The sequence below is a fragment of the Nocardia sp. JW2 genome (genome assembly GCF_051843015.1).
In the GTDB taxonomy this organism is placed as follows: Bacteria; Actinomycetota; Actinomycetes; order Mycobacteriales; family Mycobacteriaceae; genus Nocardia; species Nocardia coubleae.
On the sequence record NZ_JBPXLK010000001.1, the window covers coordinates 197785 to 221954 of the forward strand.

General features: G+C 63.8%; 16 protein-coding genes. 7 read left to right on the forward strand and 9 right to left on the reverse strand.

The window, feature by feature from the left end:
* Positions 1-175 precede the first annotated feature (175 nt).
* From ACSVDM_RS00930 to ACSVDM_RS00945, 4 genes are all read right to left on the reverse strand, one after another.
* Positions 176-4573 (reverse strand): DUF6531 domain-containing protein, encoded by a 4398-nt coding sequence (locus ACSVDM_RS00930; protein ID WP_439262013.1) that lies wholly within the window; start codon positions 4571-4573, stop codon positions 176-178.
* On the reverse strand, positions 4570-7359 hold the full coding sequence (locus tag ACSVDM_RS00935) for an ATP-binding protein (RefSeq protein ID WP_439262015.1): 2790 nt from the start codon (positions 7357-7359) through the stop codon (positions 4570-4572). The genes ACSVDM_RS00930 and ACSVDM_RS00935 overlap by 4 nt, the downstream gene beginning before the upstream one ends.
* Before the next feature lie 7 nt (positions 7360-7366).
* Positions 7367-8314 carry a hypothetical protein gene (locus tag ACSVDM_RS00940; RefSeq protein ID WP_439262017.1) on the reverse strand — a complete coding sequence of 316 codons (948 nt, stop codon included), beginning with the start codon at positions 8312-8314 and terminating at the stop codon, positions 7367-7369.
* Positions 8315-8486: 172 nt separating this feature from the next.
* Entirely contained in the window at positions 8487-9452 is a 966-nt protein-coding gene (locus ACSVDM_RS00945; RefSeq protein WP_439262019.1) for a hypothetical protein, read from the reverse strand.
* A 259-nt stretch (positions 9453-9711) separates the two neighbouring features.
* Here ACSVDM_RS00945 and ACSVDM_RS00950 point away from each other — a divergent pair, with 259 nt between their 5' ends.
* A complete protein-coding gene (locus ACSVDM_RS00950) occupies positions 9712-10359 on the forward strand; it encodes a sigma factor-like helix-turn-helix DNA-binding protein (protein WP_439262021.1) in 648 nt (215 codons plus the stop codon).
* Positions 10360-10547: 188 nt separating this feature from the next.
* Here the strand turns inward: ACSVDM_RS00950 and ACSVDM_RS00955 are convergent, their stop codons facing one another.
* Positions 10548-11039, reverse strand: coding sequence for a hypothetical protein (locus tag ACSVDM_RS00955; protein ID WP_439262023.1), 492 nt, complete (start codon positions 11037-11039; stop codon positions 10548-10550).
* A gap of 153 nt (positions 11040-11192) precedes the next feature.
* Between ACSVDM_RS00955 and ACSVDM_RS00960 the strand changes: the two genes are divergently transcribed.
* Entirely contained in the window at positions 11193-12710 is a 1518-nt protein-coding gene (locus tag ACSVDM_RS00960) for a hypothetical protein (protein ID WP_439262025.1), read from the forward strand.
* Here ACSVDM_RS00960 and ACSVDM_RS00965 read toward each other — a convergent pair.
* The 3 genes from ACSVDM_RS00965 to ACSVDM_RS00975 form a co-directional block, all read right to left on the reverse strand.
* A complete protein-coding gene (locus ACSVDM_RS00965; protein WP_439262026.1) occupies positions 12662-13039 on the reverse strand; it encodes a hypothetical protein in 378 nt (125 codons plus the stop codon). The two genes, ACSVDM_RS00960 and ACSVDM_RS00965, sit on opposite strands and share 49 nt — an antisense overlap.
* A 5-nt stretch (positions 13040-13044) precedes the next feature.
* Positions 13045-13686 carry a response regulator transcription factor gene (locus tag ACSVDM_RS00970; protein ID WP_439262028.1) on the reverse strand — a complete coding sequence of 214 codons (642 nt, stop codon included), beginning with the start codon at positions 13684-13686 and terminating at the stop codon, positions 13045-13047.
* A 437-nt stretch (positions 13687-14123) separates the two neighbouring features.
* Positions 14124-14261 (reverse strand): hypothetical protein, encoded by a 138-nt coding sequence (locus ACSVDM_RS00975; RefSeq protein ID WP_439262030.1) that lies wholly within the window; start codon positions 14259-14261, stop codon positions 14124-14126.
* Positions 14262-14305: 44 nt separating this feature from the next.
* Between ACSVDM_RS00975 and ACSVDM_RS00980 the strand changes: the two genes are divergently transcribed.
* From ACSVDM_RS00980 to ACSVDM_RS00995, 4 genes are all read left to right on the forward strand, one after another.
* Entirely contained in the window at positions 14306-15781 is a 1476-nt protein-coding gene (locus ACSVDM_RS00980) for a lipase/acyltransferase domain-containing protein (protein WP_439262031.1), read from the forward strand.
* On the forward strand, positions 15778-20046 hold the full coding sequence (locus ACSVDM_RS00985) for a hypothetical protein (RefSeq protein ID WP_439262033.1): 4269 nt from the start codon (positions 15778-15780) through the stop codon (positions 20044-20046). Before ACSVDM_RS00980 ends, ACSVDM_RS00985 begins: the two co-directional genes overlap by 4 nt.
* A 176-nt stretch (positions 20047-20222) precedes the next feature.
* Complete coding sequence (locus ACSVDM_RS00990; RefSeq protein ID WP_439262035.1) at positions 20223-21152, forward strand: radical SAM protein; 930 nt, start codon at positions 20223-20225, stop codon at positions 21150-21152.
* Positions 21153-21339: 187 nt separating this feature from the next.
* Positions 21340-21756: a hypothetical protein gene (locus ACSVDM_RS00995; protein WP_439262037.1), complete on the forward strand. Its 417-nt coding sequence runs from the start codon at positions 21340-21342 to the stop codon at positions 21754-21756.
* A 598-nt stretch (positions 21757-22354) separates the two neighbouring features.
* Here ACSVDM_RS00995 and ACSVDM_RS01000 read toward each other — a convergent pair.
* A complete protein-coding gene (locus ACSVDM_RS01000) occupies positions 22355-23275 on the reverse strand; it encodes a LysR family transcriptional regulator (RefSeq protein WP_439262039.1) in 921 nt (306 codons plus the stop codon).
* 74 nt (positions 23276-23349) lie between these two features.
* Here ACSVDM_RS01000 and ACSVDM_RS01005 point away from each other — a divergent pair, with 74 nt between their 5' ends.
* Complete coding sequence (locus tag ACSVDM_RS01005; RefSeq protein ID WP_439262041.1) at positions 23350-23898, forward strand: NAD(P)H-dependent oxidoreductase; 549 nt, start codon at positions 23350-23352, stop codon at positions 23896-23898.
* The last annotated feature ends 272 nt before the right edge of the window (positions 23899-24170 follow it).

A 24170-nucleotide genomic window follows, 5' to 3' on the forward strand; every position in this document is an offset into this window, starting at 1 on the left:
TGTTTTCATCTTCATTGCAACCACTCCATGGAAGACGATGGAAATCTGTGCAACGTCTGATGACCGCCCGAAGCTACGTATTTCCAGCTCAGAGTGCGATAAGGAATACCTCCATGGCCGAAACTTCATATTGAATTCATGTGGAAGGCTAGAGTCGAGCCTAGTATAGCCGCGGTCAGGTGAAGGGGTTGTCATAGCGTGCTCCGTTTCGATAAAAGAACACATTATTCATCGACGTTCTGTTCTCCATGATATACGACAGTTCCCACGGTGTTGCATGACCATCGAAACGCGGGTCATTACCTCTAGCGTTCGCCGCCGAGGTCAGCCATTCCTGGTCGTCGAGGCCGTCCAGATTGAAATGTATAGACGTTTCCCCGTCACGGACATAATTCTGAAATTCGTTTACCCAGTCATCACCCTGAGAAGGCCAATCATGATAGGAATGAGCTCCAACAGAACTGGCAAAGTCGAGTAGCGCCATCGGGTCACCATCCAATTCGCTGAAGCCGAGCGCGATTCCGCCACAGTCGGGCGCAAGCCCGAGAGGATCCGACCATCTGAGCGGATTTCTTGGAAAAGTGCCTGGGTTCGGCGCGGGAGCAAGACCGAGGGGGTCCTGGGTGAGGTAGCGGGCAGTTTCGGGGTCGTAGTAGCGGTGAAAGTTGTAGTGGAGGCCGGTTTCGGGGTCGTGTTGTTGGCCTTGGAATCGGTGGGGGGTGTCGGGGCCGGTCCAGGTGGTTCGGCCCCAGAGGGTGGTCGTGGCGGTGGAGGTGATTTCGCCGGTGGTGGGGTCGGCCAGGTGGGTGGGTTGGCCTTGGAGGTTTGTGACGATTGCCCAGAACTGGTCGTCGACGGTTTGGGTGAGGGGGACGTGGGTGGTGGGGTGGTTGGTCCAGGTGTGGGTTCGGGTGTTGGCGGGGGTAGTGGTGGTTTGTTCGGTGAGGTGGGGGCCGTCCCAGGTGAAGGCCGTGTGGGTGTTGGTGGCTTGGTGGTGTTTGGTGGTGCGGCGGCCGAAGGGGTCGTAGGTGTAGGTCCAGGTTGTGGCGTCGGGGGTGGTGACTTCCACGAGCTGGTCGAAGGCGTTGTAGCGGTAGTGCCAGATTGAGGGTTTGCGGGAGAGGCGGCTCTTTTCCTTACGGATCAGGCGGCCGGCGGCGTCGTAGTGGTAGCGGGTTCTGCTGGCGCGGATCAGCAGGTTGTTGCGGTATTCGAAGCGGGGGTCGGGTGCGGACTCGCGGGGTACGGGACTCGGCGTTGGTCTGGCTGTGGTTGGACCGAGTTCCGGAGCGGTGGGTAGGTCGACGGTGGTCAGGTTCGAGAGGGCGTCGTAGGCGTAGTGCTCGGTGACACCGGCGACGGGGGTGGTGATGTGGGTGATGCGGCCGAGGACGTCGAGGGTGTAGTCGCGGCGGTGGTTGCCGGTTGCGGTTCTGGTGGTGTGACTGGTGATGTAACCGTCTGCGCGCCAGGCGTATTCGTCGCGTTCGAGGAGCTGGGCGGGGGTGCTGGTGCGGGGGTCGAGCTGCACGAGTTCGCGGCTGAGGGTGTAGCCGGTGGGGCTGTAGGCGTTGTGTTGGCCGATTCCCGCGCTGTGCCAGCTGTTTTGGCGCCCCACCGCGTCGTGGGTGAAGGTGAATCGGTGGCCGCGGGTGGTGAGGGCGGCGACTCTTCCGGTCGGGGTGCGCTCGTAGTCCACCGATGCACCGCTCGGGGTCCGGTAGCCGATGCGGAAGCCGTGGCTGTCGTAGGCGTAAGTGCTGGCATGGTCGTCGACGCGTTGGGTCAGTAGGCGACCGGCCGGGGTGTGCTCGAAGGTGATCGAATGGATTACTTTGCCATGCAGCCCATTTCGAGCTGAGGACAATTGCCCGGTGGGCGTGTAGGTGCGGCTGATCCACTCGCCGGTGTCGGTGCTGACGCCGGTGAACCGACCGAGAATGTCGTAGCTGTGACGCTGCTGGACACCGGTCGGCGTGGTGACGATGGTCGCGCGGTTGAGCAGGTCGTATTCGGTGGTGGTGACCGAGCCGTTGTAGTCGGTTTCGGTGCAGACGTTGCCGGAGGCGTCGTACTCATAGGTCCAGGTATCGCCCAGGGGGTTGGTGACCGAGGTGAGGCGGCGCTCGGTGTCGTGGGTGTAGGAGGTGACGCTGCCGTCCGGGGATTCGCGCGTGCGGACCACGTCGAAGGTGCCGTAGGTGTAGCGGGTGACGGCGCCGATCTCGTTGGTGTGGGTGAGCAGGTTGCCTTCACCGTCGTAGGTCCAGGACTGGGTGGCGCCCTCTGGGTCGGTGTGGGAAAGCGTTTTGCCCTCCGCCGAATACGTGTAGGTGCTGCTGTTACTGAGCGGGTCCGTGACGACCACGGGGCGGCCGAAGGTGTCGCGCTCGACGCTGGTGACCACGTTGCCCGGCTCGGTGACTCGGATCGGTAGCCCGAACGGGTCGACGTCGATGCGGGTGGTGGCGCCGGTCGAGAGGGTGATCGAGGCGGGCGCGCCGCACGGATGGTGGGTGTAGATGGTGGTGACGCCGTCGGCGTCGGTGACGGTTGCCGGGTTGCCGTGGGCGTCGTAGGTGCGGGTGAGCGTGGTCCCGTCGACGTCGGTGATCGTGGCGGGGCGGCGCGGGGCCGCGTAGTCGATGGTGATGGCTCGCTGGTCGGGACGCCGCAGCAGGATCAGGTCGCCGTCGGGGTTGTAGACGTAGGTGGTGATGTTTGCGTACGGGTCGACGTGGCGGACCGGTTGACGGAATTCGTTGAAGTCGGTGATCGAGGTCGCGCCGCGCGGGTCGATCATGTTGCGCAGGCAGAGGTCTTCGTCGAACTCGTAGATCGTGGTGTGGCCGAGGGAGTTCGTGTGCAGGGTGCGGGTGCGGCGGAACTCGGGGAGGTCTTCGTAGGCGAAGGTGGCCGACATGATGCCGTCGGTGCCGACCTGTTTCACCACGCGACCGGATCGGTCGTAGATGTTGTGCATTTCGGTGCCGCGCGAGTCGCGCCACGACACCATGCGGTGCTCATCGTCGTATCGGTAGGTCGTGCTCGCGCCGACACCGTTAGTAACAGTGGTGAGATTCCCTGCGTTGTAACCGAATTCGCGGACAACGGTCTCGATGGATTCGCCGGTGGGAGCGGTACCGAGGACGGTCAGGCCGGTCACCCGGTCGCCCGTGGTCTCGACCCGAACCCGGTATCCACCGGAGTGAACGACCTCGACCGGTTGACCGACAACGTTGTAGTGGAAGGTGACTCGGTTCCCGTGAACGTCGGCAATAGCTGTGATCGCAAGATTTCCCAGCGCAACGTCAGCCCCGGCGGCGTTCGGGTTGGGGTGGAACGCGAACGTAATTTCACGGTCGAGGTCGTGAACGAGGTAACCACCGGAATCGGTGCGAGACAACGTGGCACGAGTGCCTGTGTGTACAGGTGTCACAGGGAAATCAGTGATCGCGTGCGGAAATTGCCAGACTTCTCCGTCAGGACCGACGAATTTGACACCGATATCTTCGACGACAACTCGGCTGTCGAGCGTAGCGGCCCAGGACGGTCCGAACCAGCGTCCGAATCTGTAGTTGGACCGATGGCGCCGAGTCAGTGCGAGCGTCAACACCCCGGGGAGCGAAATGTCCGTCTCCATTAGAACGAACTCGCCCGTCGCGACATCTACGGGATCTCCACGGTAGATCGTTTGCGCGTCCGACCGGTTCAGGTCGACATCCGGATTGTCGGTCTGATCGGGCAGACCGCTGTCCGCCGCAGCCTGGCGGGCCAAGTTCGAGCGATCGTCGGATTCAGTCGGCGACAGAGTGTCGTCCTGGCGTGCCGACGTCACTGGCTCGAACGGTGGCTCACCTGCCTCTGCACCGGCTTCAGCAGCAGTTTCGACCTGATCTGACCCGGTGTCGTTCTCGGGATCATCGGGTTGTTGATCCGATATTGACGCATCATCTATCGTCGTCGGATCTGCTAGGTCTTCGGACCCACCGATCTCTTCAGAGGTGTCCGATTCGAGCTCGTGGTTTTCGAGGTACTCGGGAGCCCCCGAATCGGTGGCGGTGGAGTCCTCGATCGTGTTGGGGTCAGGAAGATCGAGCTCGTCGTCGGCACCGTCCAGGCCATCTGGTTCGATGTTCTCGCGCTCCTGCGGTGGCGGGGAGTCCGATGTGCTCGTTATCGTCGAAGGGTCAGGAAGATCGTCTTCGTTGTCGAGATCATCGACCGCAGCGGCTTCGGCCTCGGAACTCGTTTCGGCACTAGTTGGTTCGTGCGCTTCGGCGTTCGTTATCGTTGCGGGATCGGCGAGTTCGCCCGCAGTATCGTCTGAGCTCTGCTCGGTACCCTGATCGTTCTCCATCGAGGCTTCGGCCGGGGGCGGCGACGATGGATCGTTGTCGATAAGTGCGGGATCCGGAAGCTCGGATGCGGTGTCGTCGGTACCTGATGTTGATGCGGATTCCGGCGTTTCGCGTGGCTGGCTGTTCTCGATCGCTGCCGGGTCTGGAAGCTCGGCGGGGGGCTTCTGTGTCTGTTCGGCCGAAACGAGAGCCTCGGGAGTTCGTTCGTTCATTGTGTGGCGGGTAGTTTCGCGCGGACGATGTCGACCCATTCAATGGCGCGTCGACGTGTTGTTGCAGTGGCTCGATTGCCGGAGTGGACTCGGCGGATCGCGTGGATCAGGACACAGATTCGGAAATCCTGCTCCGCCGATGCGCTGTCGGTTCCGGGCGGTGTCGGACCGGCGAGGGCGATCAGTCTGCTGACCAGTCCTTCCCACTTCGTCGTTTTTACAGAGTTGAGAAGGTCCGCAGCGGTGTTCTCGTGGGCGGTCAGCGAGGCCGCGTGCTGCCGGAACAGACATCTGGTGCGGCATCCGAAACATTCGGCATAGGGGGCCATCGCGGTCGCGAACTCGGTGTCGTTGGCGAGCAACGATCGGTGGGAGGCTCGGACGTCGGAGTCTTGGGCCAGCTGAGCCTCGGCGATGCCGTGGGCTGCGGCATGTTCGCCGCGCACGTCGGGAACCGTTACCGTCACGGCGCGATCCAGCAGATTGTGGGAGGCCATGGCGACGAACGGCTTTAGGGCTGCGGCGAGGTCGATCTGGTTGGGGTCCATCGACATGGTGGAACCGAGGAGTTTGCGGTCTTCGTCCGCGGCGGTGCGGTGCATCATCTTCAGGTTGGTGATCTTGTAGGCGTCTTCGGAGACCTTGCCGACTTGCTGGTCGATCAGGATGTAGGACTGCTTGTACTTGCGGTCCTCCGCCAAGCCCTGAGCAATTCGCTCCGCCGCGAGTGCTTGGGCGTTGGCTTCCTTCAGGTCACCGCCGCTGGACGGGGTGGCGCGGGGAAAGATTCTGTGTGCTTCCTCGATGAGCATCACGTGCGGGTTCGTGGCTGCGCCGGGTGCGTTGCGGCGGTGGCTACGGACGGCGTTGAGAAGCAGTAGGGTGACCAAGGCCTGTTCTTTGGCGTTGTCGCCGACTGCGGCGAGCTCGACAACGACCGGCCGTTCGAGCAGTGGTGCCATCGGAAACGAGCTGCGGCAGTCCAGTGTTGATCCGCACGCGCCTTCGGCGAGTGATTCGGCGCGGAGTCGGCTTGCGGCGTCGATGTTGTGGCCGATCTCGCCGCTGTAGCCGAGTTCTTTGGTGACGTCGGATAGTGCGGCGACGAATTCGCTGAGTACCGGCCATGTTCCGTCGAGTTCGGCGGTTGAACGGACTCCTGGGTGGAAGTTGTTGCGCCGGTAGGTCATGGTGATGGCGCGTCGGTAGATGAAGGGTAGGGGGTCCCAGAGTCCCAGTGCGGCTTCGAAGCAGGCGAGCAGATTCGATGTATGCGCGGCGACGGTGACGCCGTGTGGAACCTGGAAAGGGTTGAGACGCAACGGAGCGAGAGTTTCGTCGCCGACTGTGAAGACGACGAGTTCTTCGAAGCCTGGCAGGGTCATCAGCCATCGGTAGTCGTTCATGGCGGAGTTGACGGGCTCGATCACCAGGAACGGCGTGCGGTGGTCCTGCCACATCTGCCGACATAGGTGCAGGGCGGTGTTGGTTTTGCCGGACCCGGGGGTTCCGACGATGAAGCCGTGGCGAGCCAAGTCCGCCACTCTCAGGTGGACCGCAGAGCTCGGATCCCGGGATTCGCCTTGGTATCCGAGGAGTAAGCTCGGCCCTTCCTGGCGGGCTATGACCCGTTCCGAGTCCGGGGCGGCGCGGACCTCGAATCCGGGAAGGGTGCCGTCGATGGCGGTCGGGAACCGGAACAGCGACGCCGCCTCGGCTGTATCGACCAAGCCGTGCAGGCGTGCGAGGGCACGGCGTTCCGGTGTGCGATCTCGTTCCAATATCCCGTGGAGGGCGGGCAACCGTGGTGCGGTGACCTCGACGGCGGAGTGGGCTCGTATGAGCAGGGTGAATTCGGAATCCGTAGTCGGCCGTACGACGGAGTATCCGACGGCGATCGTCGTGTCGTCGTGCCGGCTGGTGTCGGCGCCGGGATGCTGTTGCGGGGAGATGGTTCGGCCGACCGCTTCGGCCACGGTGTCATCGAGACGGGTCGGCGAGGCGATCGTCACGGAGTAGCGGAACACGCGATTGGTGTATCGGCGCAGGGCGTCATCGAAGATCGGCGTAAGAGCCGTCGCGGCCGAGTCCGCGGGGTGGCGCACGGTGCCGCCGAGATCGCCGGGGAGGTCGACCGGTTCACGCAGCCTTCGGTACCGCGAGGCTTCGGACTCGATGGTCGTCCGCAGCTCGAGAGGAACTGCGGATGGCGACAACGCGATAGTGAGAGCGAGCTCATGCGGAGCGTCGCGCAGCACCGACATCAGCGAGGCCCAATCGATCTGCCCCCGCGAGAACGGTTCTACTGCAACATAAGTGGCCACTCCGGCATCGGATCTTTGGCTTTTGTGTGCGCGAACCCCCTTGGATAGTTGCGCGATGCCGCCGGGCGGTATCGAGAAGGGGTTGAGTACCCGTTCGGTCTCTTCGACCGTTGTTACCGGGTCGCCCGCGATCATCGTCGGCAGGTTGGACAGGCGCGCATGGAGTTGGTCGGCACGGTCTGTCGCCTCGGCGCGGTCGACACCGTGCACCCGCCCGATCAACCACAGGTTCAGACGCCCGCGTTCGGACCGGATCCAGCGCAGCGCGACGACAGTTCGATCGGTTTCGGCGAGCAATCTGTCGATGAACGGTGCTTGGTCCTTGATCGCGGCGGCCAGGCGCTGTTCGGGGTCCAGCCGTTCGAAGTCGGCGCGGCGGGTGAGGTCGTAGGCGGCGGCGATCCGCACCGCCGTCCACGCCCAGACACCGTGCTCGGACGCTATGACGAGGTGTGCGGCCATCGAACTGTCACCCTCGCATCGACGTGGTCGGTGGTGCGAGGAAGTTCTGCTGACCACTGGACAGGTCGGGCAGTTGCGCGACCTCGTAGGCCGCTTCGTCGATCGACACCGGTGGGGCGATGATGGCGGCTTGCACGCCCTCGCGGGTGAGGCTGTGCACCAATTCGCGCAATGACCGTGTCGACGCCGTCCGCATCTCACTCGCGAGGATCAGGTGGGTACTGCTCTGGAAGATGTCACGGATCAGGTGACCGAGCACGACAGCCGTCGAGCGTGAACGCCACATGCTCCACCCAACATAGAGGTCGGTGCCCACCGCCCGAACTACGATCATCGCTTGCACCCGCCGCTCGCCGAACATCAACAGCACCGGGACACCGGTGACCCGGCCGAACTTCACTCCGAATGGGGCCTGCCGGTCACGGTGAGTTCGCGTGATCCAGGCATACGACAGCGCTAGCGCGGGTGCACGGCCTTCGATGAGCAGTCCGTATTCCGAAATCGACTCCCGCAGTGGCATACACAGCACCACGATCCACATGATGAAGATCGCGAAGAGGATGAACAAGAAGACGCCGAAGCCGCCGTCGCTACTGCTGCCGTTCGACGCGCCTTCTAGTGCTATCGCGATGGTGACCAGGATTGCCGCGAAAAACAGCAGGACCGTCAGGATCATGATCGGAATCAAGCGCAACAAATGCGGCAAGAGCACCTTCATGGTGACGACATCACTGACCAGCGCGTCCGGGGCTTCGTGCGTGATTCGCCCCGCGCGATAGTTACCGTGGACATCGACCGTCGAGCCTGTCGACGGACCGCCGTTGCTCGCCGATCCCGCACTGTGGCGCGGGGGCGGCGGAGCAACGGGTTGCGCCGACGGCGGAACGTGGCCGGGAGCGGAGTAATGCGCGGTCGCAGAAACGCCCTGGGATGAGGGCTGGGTGTGCCCGCCCATCTGGCCGGGCGAGGATGCGACAGGGGCACCGCAGAAGCCGCACGCATTGTCGTTCGGTGCGAGGTGATTCGCACATGTATTGCAGTTCATCGATTGATTCCCACCACTGTTCGTTGTCGCGAGGCCAAGTGCTCGCGATGAAAGGATCGAATGTCGTCGTGCGGAGGAGTTCTCAGTACAGCGCCACCCAGGCGTTGACTCCCCCTGTGCAGATCACCGTCAGCCCGATCTCACCGTCGCAGTGCAGTGGGACGTGCTCTCGCAGCTGTGGGCTGAAGGGGTTGATCTCGCTGGGCAGGGTGTGGGCGCCGATCGCCTCCCGGCGGGCGTTCTCGGCGTACGGGCAGGTTGTCACCTCGTTGACGGCCACGTTCGGGTACATCTCGCCGGGAAAGACGGTGCACACTTTCGCGCCGACCGGCAGCTCGAAGGTCTGTGTCTCGGTGGTCGTGGTCGTCGTCGTTTCTTCTTCGTAGGTCACGTCGGCGGAAGAGGTGTAGTCCGAGTCGGGAGTTTCGGACCGCGTGTTTGCCAGCGCGACCGCGACGATGACGGCCATGGCAGCGGCGGCTCCTACCGCCGCGAGGCCTGCGGCGTTGCGTGTCGATGCCTTACGCGGCGGTTGTTCGAACGGGACCTTCGGGGCACCTGCAGTTCTCGCGAGGAGGGCGCCGGTATCAACGACCTCGGCTGCGTCAAAGATGTCGGCGAACTCGACCGGGACTGTCGGGCCCGACGTCAGTGCTTCGCGGTCGGGCGGTGTCATGAGTCCGAATGACCACGGTGTTGGAAGGTGTTCGAGCCGTTCGGCGATCTCGCCTCGGACGAAGTCGGCTTGGGCGAGGTCCGTTGATTCGGCATGTTCGCGGAGGAGTATCGCGATAGCCGAACCAGCTGTTCCATCGACGGCTACCCAGACGATGTCACTGCGACCGGGGATAGTCCCCACCGTGCGTGAGAGGGCGACCGCCGTCTCGAAAACCGGTGCGTTGTCGACGATATCGGCCCAGCACTCCCGTACCGACCCACGGCCGTGAACGAGGTAGACGCGGTCGGCCCTCGAAAGCATCACGTAGACCGACTGTTTCGGATCGGACGGCGGTAGCTGCGGGTTTCTGAGCTCGGTGCCGTGATCCATCGTGACCCTTCCTGATCCAGTACCGGTGTGCCTGCCGTGCCGCCGCCAACAGGTGGCGTTGATCCTGAAGATGCGATCGACGGAGACATCGGTTCGCAGAACGCTTGCCGCCCCGTGAGATTCGGCTCCCAGGCTGGCTTTGTGTCGGGCAAACACCCGATACCGCGTTCGTCGACCAGTTGCGACCCTCGATTCAGGGTGCCGCGCACCCGGATCGGACGAGGCTGGGCGGCGAAACCGCCGTGGGATAAGAGGACGGATGTCGATGCAGGCGGACGGTTGCGAAATGGATCACCCCTACACTGAATGGCTCGGGCGTCCTCTGGACACCGTGCCGCGCAACGTGCAGTCGCGGGTGTTCGAGTGGGTGTTCGGGGCGAATCTGGTGGAGATCACGCGGTTCGCCGAAAGTTGTGCACGTCGGGCCCTGAGTCCACGACTCCGCGCGCAGTGTGACGACGTCGCGTCGAGGGTGGCGCACGACCTCGTCTTGAAGCCGTTGCCGTCCCGGCCGGTGCAGAACTGGCGCGCCTACGTCGAGCACAATGTCGAGCGCTGGAAGGTGAAGGAACTGGTTCGGCGTGAGGGCGCACAGAAGCGCGACGCGGGCCGACGCGTCGATAGTCCCGACGCGCTGGCCGGGCTGCGTTCGGAGGAACCGTGCGACGGGGTCTGGTTGATCGAGGCTGCGGATCTGATCACGTCGATGCTGGCCCGGATGCCGGACAGGTATCGACCGGTGTTCCAGGAAATCTTCGTCGTATCAACTGACGGCTACGACCGTCGCACGATCATGGAGGTCGCGCGAATCCTGTCCATCCCGGACGGCACCGTCCGCAGGATCAGCTCCGAAGGGATGCCCTTGCTGCGCGATATCGCGCGTGAAGAACTGCGCGCCGCGGCGTGAAGCGACCTCGCAGAAATATCGTTTATCGGCCGATCGTGGTCGGACTGGCTAGGTTCGGCGGTGTGGAATTTGGCACCAAACTCACCTACGACGGCGTTGTTCGCGAGGGTGTCGGGCTCGCCGTCGGGTTCCGTCACGTGGTGTGCATCGGCTCCTGTGTGGCGTGGTTCGGGACACCGCCGAATCCGCTACCGATCAAGGTCGCGGTCATTGCCCTGCTCATCTGGTCTTCGGCGCGGTTGTGGAGCAGGCGTGGTGGAACTTGCTGGGAGGCAGCAGATCTCCTTGTGATCGCACTGTTTCTGGCCGTTCCAGCGCACGGTGCGTACACGGCCGAAGTCGTGGGTGGGATCACCTATCGGATCGCCGCGGCCACCATCATTTCCTTCGGTGTGTCGCTGCCGTGGACGGTATCGGGCGGTTTCGCGGTCACGCTGATAGCCGCGATGCTGATCGGGCGCCGCTGCACACCGGGGCTCGATGTGGAAATCGCCCTCCAGGACTTCAAGTTCCGGTTCCTGGTGCTCGCGTGGGCAATGGCGGTCGGCGCGCGGTGGGTCGTCCTGCGCGCGGCTATCGGGGTCGACCGGTCGCGTGTGGCTCTTTCTCGTGCCTGGGTCGATGCGGCCGTGGCCGCCGCCCGGCGACGACATGAACGTGAGCAGTGGGCGATTCTGCACGACACAGCCGCCTCGACACTCATGCTCATCGGCGCGGACGCCCCCGTCTCCGCCGAGCAAATCGCCGCGCAGGCGGGCCGCGATGTTGTGGTGCTCGAATCAGGGGTTCCGGTGTTCGAAGGCGGCGACGGGTCGCCGGTGGATCTCGTCGCTGTGCTCGCCGAGCTGGTCCGGCAGTGCCGCGTTCCGGTCGTTATGGACGGACCGGCACAGGTGTGGCTCCATCCGGTGTCGGCGTGGGTGGTCGTCGCGGCCGTGCGGGAGGCCCTGACGAACGTGGAGCGACACGCCAGTGCGAGCCGGGTGAGAATCGCATTGGAGGAGTCCCGGATCGTCGTGTTCGACAACGGTGTCGGGCTCACCGGCCGTTCGGATGGCGTCAATGTCAGGCATGGGATACGGCGCTCGATCGTGGAACGCATGAGCTCGATCGGTGGCTCGGCGCTGGTTACCGGAGTGGCGGGCAGCGGCACCAGCGTCGAGTTACGCTGGCCACCGGACGGGCCGGTGCATACTCCCGAGGAACCCGAAAACGACACCGGTGGAGTACCTCACCTCGAGACTGGTCTGACTATCGCGATCGCGGGCGTTTCGATCGCCGACATCGGGTGGCAGTTGACCCGGTTGGCCGAGCATCCCGACCCGATACCCGCACCGTGGGTGCATCTGCTGCTCGCGATAGTCACTGTGGGGTGCGCGACTACCGCGATCGTGGCGACCAATCGCCGTGCCATGACAACGGTCGCTCTGATGACGACCGTGATCGCGATCTCGGTCGTGCTGACCGCGTGGATTCCGGAAAGCCACAGCGGGCTGAACTGGACGATCGGTGCTGCTGGCTGGGCGGTGGTGGCACTGGGAATACGAGGGTCGCGCGAGACGACAGTGGCGGCTCTCCTGGTCTGGTGGATTGTCGTCTGCGTGGTCGTCGTCATCGACGCGCCGACTCTGGGGATGGTGGCGCACATGGTCTACCTGACAGTCGGCATCCTGTACCTCCAGATCGCCATCGTCATGTTCGCGTCGTCGCTGCATCGCGTGGTCGAGTTGGTCGCCTCGAGGGAACGGCAGCGACGCGAAGTCGTTGCGTCGCATGCGGTGGAAACCGCGTTGAATCAGGAATGCGAACAGCGTTATCGTCGGCAATTGGCGTCCTTGTTGCCGATACTGCGAGGCATTGCCGACGGCACTGTGTCGCCGAAGTCGCCGGAGGTGCGTTCGCGAGCACAGGCCGAGTACTCGCGATTGCGGAGGCTGTTGGCGCGCGTGGACAGCATGGACTACCCGCTTTTCGCCGACATCCGCGACGCGGTCGACGATGCGGAGGCCCGCGGCGTGCAGGTCGTCATCGACGCGCCGCCCGACCTTCCTGAGCTGTCCGCCGGGGATCGTGACCTCGTGGCGGCGTCCATCCGGATCATGCTCGACGGCAGCCGGTTACGTGCCCGGCTGACCGTCATGGCCGAACAGGATGCGATCGACGTCAGCGTGATCTGCGATATCGGATCGACTGTGCTCGAGCGGCTTTCCGACCTGTGGAGCACGACCGACATGGCCCTGACGATTGTCGACGAGGAAGCCGGCACCGTGTGGCTGCGTCTGCGGTGCGAGGTGAGTTCGGATCAGTTCACCACTCGCACCGATTCTTCCATCGCTGCCGCCAGCGCGTAACAGACAAACCGGTCGGGGCCTGCGGGAAACGACCAGTCACACTCGGCGATCAGGTCCTTTCCGAAAGCGTCGTGGCACAGGTCGTAACCGACGTCGCCGTTGACTTCCATGCACTGATCGTGGCGTGCGCACGCCCCACGGAAGTCGACTCGGGGCAGGTCGTTCCCGACAATCGTGCAGTAGTCGTGTACCGGTCCGCGCGCCGGATCGTACTCGTAGTCGGCGGGTACCGGCACAGCGTTGCCCCCAGAGGGAGCGGCTTCGGCCACACCGACACCGGGCAACCAGAAAACCGACACGACCGCCGCGACAACAGCCCGTCCGATCACCCCGGTCACAATTCGTCCGCGGTGATCAGTCCGTCTTTGATCGCGCGCGCGACCAAGGCTGCCTTGGTCGGGGCGGGTCGCCCGACTGCGGCGTACTTTGTGCGAATCCTCGCCAGATGAGTGTCGACGGTTTTCACCGAGATGAACAGCTGTTGGGCGACCATCACCTTGGACTCGGTCTGGAACCAGATCAATAACACTTCGCGTTCGCGATCGGAAAGCTTGGGCCGGACCGCAGCTCGTCCCGAATGCATCGCCTTCGCCATGGTCGGGCTGTGGAAAGGCTTGTCGGCGACTGCGGCGTGTAGTGCCTCAACCAACCGATCGCCCCCTTCCTCCTTGGACAGGTAGGCCGAGGCGCCACGTTCGAGGCAGTCGAGGACCGTATCGGGGTCGGTGCGGTGCGAATACACCACGACGCGGTGATGGTCTGCACTGAGTTGTGCCACGAATCCGAGATCGACGGCCTGTCCGGGAAATTGAAGATCCAACACGATCGCGTCGGGCCGCGCGCGGTCGGCGTCGAGGAAAGCGCGGGGCGTCGCGAACTCGCCGATCACTTCGATGGGAGGGTCCGCCGTCGCGCACCAGCCGCGTATCCCGTCCCGCACCAGTGGATGATCGTCGACGACCGCGACCGAGATCATCGGGGCTCCTCCGATCAGCATGACAACACGAATTCGGCCAGCATAGCGACTAGCGTGGAATCGACAAGGCAACAACGGGATTCGGTGAAGGCGAACTCGTGAGACACATCAGGTACAGGGTGCGCCAGGCGGCGCGCGGCCGCGCATGTGTCATCGCAGATGGGCTCTGTTAGCTCATGCGCGGTGCCTTGATCGAAGACTACGAGGAAGGACTGCTCGCCGCACACAGAATGACTGGAATCAACGGGAAATGATGGAACCGACCGGCACACACGGCCTTTCGCCAAAGGTATTAGCTACCAGCAGGTTTGAGCACTTTCCGGGTAGCATCGGGCAGGGGTGAACTGTCGTCAGGTGGTCGCAGGTTCAAATCCTGGCTACCCGTGAGTGCGATGTCTCAGGACATCGGACTCCCCGAACCTACTTCGCTCCTTCAACTAGTCGTCGCACCACCAGTCCTGAATCACCCGGATCTGCTCGTCGATGCCGTCCGCGAACTGCCCCCAATCGTCGTCTGGGTAGTCGCGGGCGGCGATGACGAACAGTGAACGCGCGCCGAAAGGCCTGTCGGTCACGCGAATTCCCCCATCTAGTCGGCTTGTGGGCGATGATATCGACTGTGTCGCACGAATGGACCTTTCCGGCAGCGAAATCCGACGACCTGCCGACGCAACCATGGGGTGAGACGCTGACATTCCTTGACCCAGTGCATGGTTCGAACCGAGTCATCGATGACGCGGTGATCGTCGTGCCGGGGATCATGGGCACCGAGCTGATCGATATCGAGACCGAGAAGAGACTGTGGGGGCTGGATCCGGGCCTGATCGCCCGGATGTGGACCGCGCCTACCAAGCGGCTGACCCCGCTGGCAGTAGACCCGGAGCACACAACGGTGCGGCCCGGACGGCTTTTGCGGGCACCGACTTTCGCGCCTTTCCTGCGCGGAATCGAGCCCTACACCGAGCTGGTGCGTGGCCTCGAGCGCATCGTCAGGCACCCGGCCGCGGTCTACGAATTCGGCTACGATTGGCGACTGCCCGTGCGTCACAACGCACGCCTGCTGGCCGAGACCATCGACGCACACCTGCAGTGGTGGCGGCGTCAGTCCAACCGTCCGGAGGCGCGGGTACATCTGGTCGCTCACTCAATGGGCGGACTGTTGTGCCACGAACTGTCCGCGAACCCCGGAGCCGCCGACCAGGTCGGTGAAATCATCACCCTCGGTACACCTTTCAAGGGAGCCCCGAAGGCTGCGGTCATGCTCGGTACTGGGGAGGGCGCGCCACTGCCAGCCCGGCAGCTGCAGCGGATCGCGGTGACAATGCCCGGTCTCTACGACCTGCTGCCGAGCTTCCGCTGCGTGGACACCGGGACCGATGTGCGGCTACTGACCCCCAGCGACATCACTGCCATCGGTGGTCGCGGTGACCTCGCCGAAGCCGCGCTGGCCCACCGCGCCGAGCGCGCCACGGTTGTTATGCCGGATCATCGGCTGGCGGTCGGGGTCGAACAGCCGACCTTGTGCAGCCTCAGGATTGGTTCAGGGCGAGTCGAAGGGCACCGCCACGCGTTCGAATTCGATTGGGCAGGGGTGAAGCGAGGCGCCGCCGGTGCCCCTCTTCGCGAGATGATGTTCGGTGACGGGACTGTGCCGCGGAACTCTGCACTGCCACCAGGGAAACTGATCCTGACGAGGGAAGACCGGAACCAGATGCATGTGCTGCCTCAGCAGCATGGCCCGCTCGCGAAGAGCTCGGAGGTGATCACCTTCGTGAAAGACGTCCTGTTAAACCTCTACGCGGACCTCGGTCCGCAGATGGGTGACGGCCATCTCGGCATAGACACACCCGACATCGTCACCGTCGGTTCGGAATTCGACATCGGAGTCGAAGGGGCAGCCAAGCCCAACGATATCCGGTGCACGGTCACCGAAATCGGTACCCGCCTGCCCCGACGAGCCGAAGCTCACCGTCGCGACGGTGAGCTTGTCGTATCTGCCACCGTCTACAAGCCCGGTCTGTACAGAGTGGAGGTCGCTGGTAGCGCGAATTCCGCAGTGGAACAGATCATCATGGCGGTGGACACCGACCGATGAGCGACGGCCCCGAGTTCTTCCCGATAGCGATCGGCTCGTACATCGACCATGACGACCTCGACGTCGACACCGAACTCGGTGCGGTGACCGCAGTGCTCGAGCCCTTCAACGTTCGCGTACAGGACTGGAACGTCGCCATGACCGAACGCGGCGCGGGCAATGTCGAGACCCGAATCAGCAGGTGGCGCAGAGCCCAGCACCCCGCGACAATTCTTTACTGGGTCGGCCACGGTTGGACGAACAATGCTGAGACTGCCGTCTTGTACCACGCGAACAGTGAGCAGGACAGTGGCGATGTCGGTGTGACACCCACGGATTTGGCGAAGGCGATCGCGGGACGACTGCACGCCGACGATAGGTGGGCGATCGTCGTGGTCGATGCCTGCGGATCGAAGCGCTTCATCGAGCTATTGAAGACCGCTCTGCTGGACAAAAGGGTGGTGGGCAGATATCTGCTGGTGGGTGGGCTATCCGGCGAAGGCGCGACCAGTCTCGGCCGGTTCAGCCGAGACTTGGACCACCTACTCAACGTCACCTTCCGTGGCGAATTCGAGATCGAACTCGGCAAGCTGGCAGACGAATTCGAAAGGCTATCCGCGACTGTCGAACGCAAGCGTCTCGTCGACCTTGTCCTTCGCCGCCGCCACGCTGTCATCGTCAACAGCCCCCTTGACGTCACCGCCGAACTCGAAGCCGCGCTGTCCGAGCTCAGCGACGACGAACTGCGCCACTTCCTGCCAAAGGCGCACGGTGGTGAACTGCCGTTCAAGGAAACAGTTCTCGGTGAACAATCCTGGTACTTCGAAGGCCGCCAGTCCGAGATCCACCAGATTGTCGACTGGCTTGCCACCGTAGGACAAGGGATGCTCGTCGTCACCGGCCCGGCCGGATCGGGGAAGTCGGCACTACTCGGGCATTTGGTCGTGCACAGCAATCCGACGCTGCGCACCGCGCTCGTGACCGCCGGTGTGCTCGAGGAAGTTCCGGAGGACGAACGCCCGCCGGACGCGGTTTTCGACCTCGTTCTCCACCTGACCGGCGCGTCACCGGAGGTGATCGTCTCGCGGATTGCGGAGGGGATCGGGGCCGGCGGACCACCATTGGGGTCGGTGTCTGAGGCTACTCGGTGGCTTTGCGATCAGCTCAGTGATCGGACGACGACTATCCTCGTGGACGCACTAGACGAGGCAGTCGACCCTCTGACCGCGGCGCAAATGGTGCTCCGCGAGCTTGCTGGGGTTCCGACGGTTCGATTGCTGATCGGTACGCGGCTGAGCACGCACGAAGGTCCGGACCTCCCAGCATCGGATACGAACCTGTTCGACGCGCTCGGCCCTACCGCAACCCGCCTGCACATCGACCGTGACGACACAGCTATTGAACGCTACGTCGTGCGGCGGCTTCATCGTGTAGATAATTCGCTCGTCCCGTCATTCGATGTCACCGCATTCGCGCGGACGGTGCGAGCGCAGCGACGTCAATTCCTGTTTGCTCGCCTCGCGGTGCACGAAGTGCTGGCCGACCGACGCTGGCAGTTCCCGTCGGAATGGGAGAACCTGCTTGGTCAGGGTCATCAGCACCTGTTCGAAATCGCGGTCGAACGACTGGCCGCACTGCATCCCAATCACCGACCATTGCTGCGCGCCTTGGCGTTCGCCCGGGGCCGCGGCATCCCAGACCAAGGTGGCCTGTGGGTCGTCCTCGCGCGGGCACTTGCACCGGGGCAGCACATCGGCAGCGAAGACGTTCAGCGACTCGTCCGCGATGCGGCGCCATACCTCCTCGCTGACCGCGAGTACGGCCAGACTGTGTACCGGCTCGCGCACCGCACATTCGCCGAGTACTTCAAAGGGAACGCCGCGACCGCAATTGGGGGCCACCGCGTGGGCGACGAGGTAACAGTGCAGGCCAGTATCAGCAAAGCGCTCCGCGATCAGCTGCCCTCACCTGGAGTCCCACCTCACCCCTACATTCGGCGTGAGCTCATCACTCACGCGGCCCAAGGTGACGTGCTGGATGACATCCATATCCCAGCCTCATTCCTGCCCTGGGAGTCGAGCGGATTGGTACGCAGTCATATCGGGATCCCCGCCAGGCCCGAACACGCCGCCACGGTGCTTGCGGCGTGGGCTGGCCTCGAGCCGCTCGTTGCCGAATTCGATCCGCAGTCGCGGGGATTGAGTCTGGATATTGCGGTCACTTCTGCGGAACCCCGACCTGCAGCCAGTACGTCAGATTCGTTGGTTCAGCCTCTATGGTCACGGTGGCATGTCCGTAAGAACATCCTCGCGCACGCGGGGAGCGCAATCCACGCGTTGGCAGTGGTGCCGCTACCAGATGGGCGGACTCTGCTCGCTACTGGTGGCGGTGACGGTGCCGTCCGGTTGTGGGATCCGCTGACCGGCCTTCAAGTTGGACGATCCCTGACCGGCCATACCGGCGGTGTGCGCACTGTCGCAGTAGTCGCGTTGCCGAACGAGCAAACCCTACTCGCCAGCGGAGGAAGTGATGGCGACGTCCGGTTGTGGGATCCCATATCCGGACGTCAAGTCGGACAACCCCTCGCCGGTCACACCGGCTGGGTATCCGCGATCGCGGTGGTCACCTTGCCAAACGATCAGACGCTTCTCGCCACAGGCGGAGACGATCGCTCTGTCCGGTTGTGGAATCCGATGACCGGATACGAAGTCGGACAACCCATGACCGGTCATGCGGGCGGTGTGCGTGCCATCGCGGTGGTCACGTTGCCGGGTGGGAGGACCCTCCTGGTCACCGGTGGCGACGGGGGCGACCTCGCCGACGGCGGAAACAGCGATGGCGACCTCAGATTGTGGGACCCTGTGATCGGAGACCAAGTCGGACAGCCAATGACCGGTCACTCCGGCTGGGTGTCCGCGATCGCTGCGGTCACCTTGCCGGATGGGCGGACGCTGCTCGCGAGCACCGGCGGAAGTGACGGCACTGTCCGGTTGTGGGATCCGATGAGCGGACAGCAAGTTGGACAACCCCTCACCGGCCACGCAAACGGGGTGTACGCGATAGCGGTGGTCATCCTTCCCGATGACCGGACCCTGCTCGCGACAGGCAGCGAGCAGGGTACCCTCCTCGCCACAGGCGGTGACGGCCGCACTGTGCGGCTATGGGATCCCGTGACCGGACATCAAGTCGGACAGCCAATGACCGGTCACTCCGGCTGGGTGTCCGCGGTGGCGGTGGTTACGTCGACGGATGGGCGGACGCTGCTCGCGAGTGCCGGCGGCAGTGACGGCACCATTCGTTTGTGGGACCCGATGAGCGGACTCGTTGTCGAACCGCCGCCGGTCGGCCACATCGGCGGGGTGTCGGCGGTCGCGGTGGTTGCGCTACCGGATGGGCGGACCCTTCTCGCCAGCGGCGGTGAAAGTGGCGGCGCCGTTCGGTTGTGGCACTCCGACACCGGCCACCAAGTCGGGCATCCCCTGACCGGACACACGCACTGGGTGCGTGCGATCGCAGTGCTCACCGTCGCGAACGAAGTTTCCCTTCTTGCCACCGGCGCCGGTGACGGCACCGTTCGGTTGTGGGATCCGGTGACCGGACACCAAGTCGGAGAACCTCTGACAGGGCACACCGGTTCGGTGCGTGCGATCGCGATAGTTACGTTGCCGGATGAGCGGACTCTCCTCGCCACCGGTGGCAGTGACGGCACCGTTCGGTTGTGGGATCCGGTGACCGGACACCAAGTCGGAGAACCTCTGACAGGGCACGCCAGTCCGGTGTACGCGATCGCTGTAGTTACGTTGCCGGATGAGCGGACCCTCCTAGCCACTGGGGGTGGTGACTTTGGCGCCGTTCGGTTGTGGGATCCGGTGACCGGACACCAAGTCGGACAACCGCTGATCGGGCTCAACGGCTGGGTGTACGCGATCGCAGTGGTCAACTTGCCGGATGGGCGGACGCTACTTGCCACCGGTGGCGGCAGTGACGGCGCCGTTCGGTTGTGGGATCCGGTGACCGGACACCAAGTCGGACAACCGCTAATCGGGCACAACGGCTGGGTGTACGCGATCGCAGTGGTCAACTTGCCGGATGGGCGGACCCTCCTCGCCACCGGCGGCAATGATGGCTCGGTCCGGTTGTGGGACCTGATGACCTACCGAGTGGTTCGTGTCGGTGTTCTCGGCACACCAGTCACGGCACTGGCAGTCATCGCTCCCACGTCAATGTCAGCCACTCGCTTGATCGTCGCAGGTGAAGGGGGGCTGCTGCTGCTCGAATTCAAGTAACCTCGCAGTTTGAAGTCCACTGCCACAGTTCGTTGACGCGCGATGCGAGTTCTCGGCGCTGACGAATGCGGCGCGATTTGGCGGTAGAGGTGAACCGAGAACCGCAGGGGGCGCATCTGTATAGACGAGGGCACTAGGAATGCTGCCCCGCCCAATCGACGTCGTAGGGATACACAATGACAGCTCACACTGGTTTCGATTCTCATCGGGGCAACTCCGGGGAGCCTTCATCGCAAAGCGGAGCTTCTTTTCTCTGGCTCGAACTCACCGAACGCTGCCAGCTCAATTGCACGCATTGCTACGCGGATAGCGGTCCCACGAAATCCCACGGGTCGATGTCGGTAGACGATTGGATTTCAGTCATCGACGATGCCGCCGAGATCGGTGTCCGCGAGGTTCAGTTCATCGGAGGTGAGCCGACCCTGCATCCCGCTTTGCCTAAACTGATTCGTCATGCGTCCGCTCGCGGGATCGCTACCGAAATCTACTCGAACCTGGTCAGCGTTCGAGCCGATATCTGGGACTTGCTGATCGAGCACAACGTTCGGCTCGCGACCAGCTACTACTCCGACCAACCCGAGCAGCACAAGCTCATCACCGGAAACGCTGGCGCGCACGCGCGTACGACGAACAACATACGCAAAGCGGTCAGCCTGGGCATTCCGATTCGGGTCGGGATCGTGTCCGTGATCGATGATCAGCGTATCGACGAGGCGACGCAGCTCCTGGCCGAGCTGGGCGTCGAGGATATCGGGGTCGATCATGTTCGCCGTGCCGGCCGCGCCAATGCGAACGCGGAGGTCGAGCTGAAGGAACTGTGCGGTCAATGCGCGGGGGATGTCCTGGCCGTATATCCGGACGGTTCCGTACGTCCATGCGTCTTCACTCGGTCGTTCGACGTCGGCGATGTGCTGGAAACCGGTCTGCGACACGTGATCAACAGTCCGGAACTCGCTACTGCCAGGACTGCGATCGGCGCGGCAACTGGACACAAACACCGCGACGGGAGTTGCAATCCGACGTGCAATCCTGGCTGCCACCCAGGCTGTCATCCGATCTGTTTTCCTGGCCAGTTTGTATGCAAGCCGCGCGGAGGGCAGTACTGAGAACTGAGGTGACGAGATGGGCAGACGAGCCCAGCAATCCGACCTACGACACCGCGTGACACTTGCGGACGCTCCCGAACTGATCGCTGCGTTTGCGACCCAGAGATTCGTCCACCTGCCAGGCTTGATTCATCCGGAGGACGCTCGGTTCCTGTTGGAGGTAGCGGAAGGAGCCGCTCGTAGACGTGTGCGAAACAAGTTGGGGACAGCTTCTTGGGATGAACACGACCTCGTAGCCGGTGACCCCGGCTACGAGTTCTGTCGACATCCGGCGCTCGCCAACGTGATTCAAGTGCTGGTCGGTCGTATTACGATCGGTAGCGTGATGTGCTGGATGTCTCATTACGGCGTCGGTGAGTACATCGGCCCGCATCGCGATCGGTACGGACGAGTTCAATTGCTGGTCTGCTTGAAGACCACAAACTCCATTGAACTAGGCGGGTCGCTGGTGCTGGCGGGGACAGAACTCTTTCTCGCCCCGGGTGACGCCGTGATCTTCGAAGCGACCGAGCTCGAACACCACACCACACCGCTGTTGGGGTCGACAGACGACCCGTCCCCAACCCGCAGTGTACTCGTTGGCCGTTACTACGCTGAGCAGTGAACCAGCAGACCCGGACTTCGCGCGAGGAAGCCGCGATCGGCGGTCGGATGCGAAGAGTTCGCGTGGCCGTCGACCGGATGGTCGATCGCTCTGTGCAGACGTCTCTCCGAGGAGGTGCGTGAGGATGCTTTCGGTCAGGTGAGGTCGGATTCCGGTGGGCGGCGCGCGCGGAGCAAGGCCCTGGAATCGCGGCCGCGGGAAACGCTGACAATCGTCGACCACAGTCGTGCGCCTCATGACTCGCGTGCGGCTGTTGAGGAATCCGAAGGTTGAACTGACTTAAGAGTTGGTCCCAAGGGGGCATATATTCAAAATAGCTATGAATGCATTTGATCGGTGGGATCTGAACGTGAAACCTGTTGATGCCCGCGGGCGTGCAACATACGTGCAATAGCGCAGCCCAAAATTGCCCATCGGTGCGCACTTCTGCTTGGTGGCTGTGGTGGGAAAAGTGCCGGTCAGGTGCCGATTTCTCCAGGTAGTGGCCGGTTTTGACGCTATGGCGTCTGCTGGTTCGAAACCAGCTAGGACCACAGAAGAAGCAGGTCAGCACCGTTTCGGTGCGGGCCTGCCTTTTTCGTATCCCGAGGTTGGCCGCTTACGATCGCCGCTCTGTCGCGATACGGACGAGGTCGGCGACAGCCTTCGATCTGCTGTGCGGCGGCCAGCAGATGACCGTCGTCACGGGCGGGGCATCCGACACCGGCACGACCGCGAACGCGTCGCTCAGCTGAGCCCGAAGCGACTCGGGTACGACCGCGCAAGCCCGCCCGAGCCCGATCAGCTGCATCAGCTGGCTGTAATTGCGAACCTCAGGGCCGGGGCCGTCCGGGAAACTTCCATCACGCCGAAGCCAGCGCGGCAGGGGCAGATCCGACAGGGCACCGATCTCAGCCATCGACAGGTGGGATCGGCCGGCGACGGAGTGTCCCGCGGGCAGCACAGCGACCTGCGGCTCGGTATACAGATCCTCGGTGTCGAACCCAGCCGTCGAGTCGTACGGCCGATGCAGCAGAGCGACATCGGCAGACCCGTTGCGCAACAGGGCTTCCGGTTCACCGGGCCCGCACAGCATCACCTCGACAGGCACAGCACCGACCTCGGCGGCGTAAACGTCCAACAGCCTCGACAACAGTTCGCTCGACGCACCCGCCTTGGCGGCCAGCACCACACCCGGGCGATCGGCAGCGGCGCGGCGAGTACGGCGCTCGGCGGCTTCGACCGCCTCGAGCGCGACTCTCGCCTCCCGCAGCAGCACCGACCCGGCCTCGGTCAACGCGACCGCGCGGGCGGAGCGCCGCAGCAGAACCGTTCCGAGCCGCCGTTCGAGCTGCTGAATCGCCCGCGACAGCGGTGGTTGCGCGATCGCGAGCCGCCGCGCCGCCCGCCCGAAGTGCAACTCCTCCGCGACGGCGACGAAGTAGCGCAACTCCCGGGTCTCCACCAGCGCATCGTAACCAGCCGCCACCACCGTCGATACCGCTGCGGTATCGCTGCCGACCCAGTTGGTATTGGTCACGCCGCCCGGCCGCGCCGCAGCATCGAGAGGCCGTCACTACCCATGACGGCCATCGCCCGAACACAGGAGTACCGATGATCAACGTCGCAGTGATCTACTACAGCCGCACCGGGAGCATCAAGGGGCTGGCAGAAGCCGCGGCCGAGGGCGCCGCCGGTGCAGGCGCCCAGGTGCGCTTGCTCCCCGCGGACGAGGCAGGCAACGCCGACCTGGAATGGGCCGATGTCGTCCTGTTCGGGACGCCCAGTCACTACGGCACGATCGCTGCGGGACTCAAGACTTTCGTCGACGGCACCGGCGACCTCTGGCGGACCGGCCGACTGGCCGACAAGGTGTACGGAGCCTTCGTCTCCAGCGCGAGCACGCACGGCGGCCAGGAGACCACTCTTGCTTCCTTCACGACGATCTTCACCCACTGGGGCGGGATCATCGTGTCGCCCGGCTTCACCGCGCCGGTGCCTGTCGCCGAACAGATGCGGTCCGGCAACCCCCACGGCGCCGGACACGTCGCCGGCTTCCGCAACCCGCCAACGGAGTTCGCACTGGCCGCCGCCCGCCATCAGGCGGGACGTGCTGTCGGGGTGGCCGCCCAACTGGCATCGGCCACCGCATCGGCTCGGTAGTGAACTCGCGGGTAGCCATATCGATGCTGTCTCCTGGGCCGTGAACGTGCGTTAGCCGGATTCGGCCGTTCCGCATTCTGGACCGCTATGTTTTCCGATGGGTGCGCGATGGGGGCCGGGTGACCGCGTGGACCGGCGGGAAGCCCGGCGCGGTGCGATCAATGGGGCCGGTGGGCGCCGGATCACCCGCCTCACCAGGCGTCGCGGCGGTCACGCGGACCCTATGCGAGTTCGGTACGGAATGCCCGAATTCAGCCGAGGCGTGATCGCGC

Excerpts from the sequence above, each read along its gene's own strand:
- ACSVDM_RS00930 (WP_439262013.1), bottom strand. The coding sequence starts at position 4,573 with ATGAACGAACGAACTCCCGAGGCTCTCGTTTCGGCCGAACAGACACAG.
- ACSVDM_RS00935 (WP_439262015.1), bottom strand. The coding sequence starts at position 7,359 with ATGGCCGCACACCTCGTCATAGCGTCCGAGCACGGTGTCTGGGCGTGG.
- ACSVDM_RS00940 (WP_439262017.1), bottom strand. The coding sequence starts at position 8,314 with ATGGGCGGGCACACCCAGCCCTCATCCCAGGGCGTTTCTGCGACCGCG.
- ACSVDM_RS00945 (WP_439262019.1), bottom strand. The coding sequence starts at position 9,452 with ATGGATCACGGCACCGAGCTCAGAAACCCGCAGCTACCGCCGTCCGAT.
- ACSVDM_RS00950 (WP_439262021.1), top strand. The coding sequence starts at position 9,712 with ATGTCGATGCAGGCGGACGGTTGCGAAATGGATCACCCCTACACTGAA.
- ACSVDM_RS00970 (WP_439262028.1), bottom strand. The coding sequence starts at position 13,686 with ATGATCTCGGTCGCGGTCGTCGACGATCATCCACTGGTGCGGGACGGG.
- ACSVDM_RS00985 (WP_439262033.1), top strand. The coding sequence starts at position 15,778 with ATGAGCGACGGCCCCGAGTTCTTCCCGATAGCGATCGGCTCGTACATC.
- ACSVDM_RS00990 (WP_439262035.1), top strand. The coding sequence starts at position 20,223 with ATGACAGCTCACACTGGTTTCGATTCTCATCGGGGCAACTCCGGGGAG.
- ACSVDM_RS01005 (WP_439262041.1), top strand. The coding sequence starts at position 23,350 with ATGATCAACGTCGCAGTGATCTACTACAGCCGCACCGGGAGCATCAAG.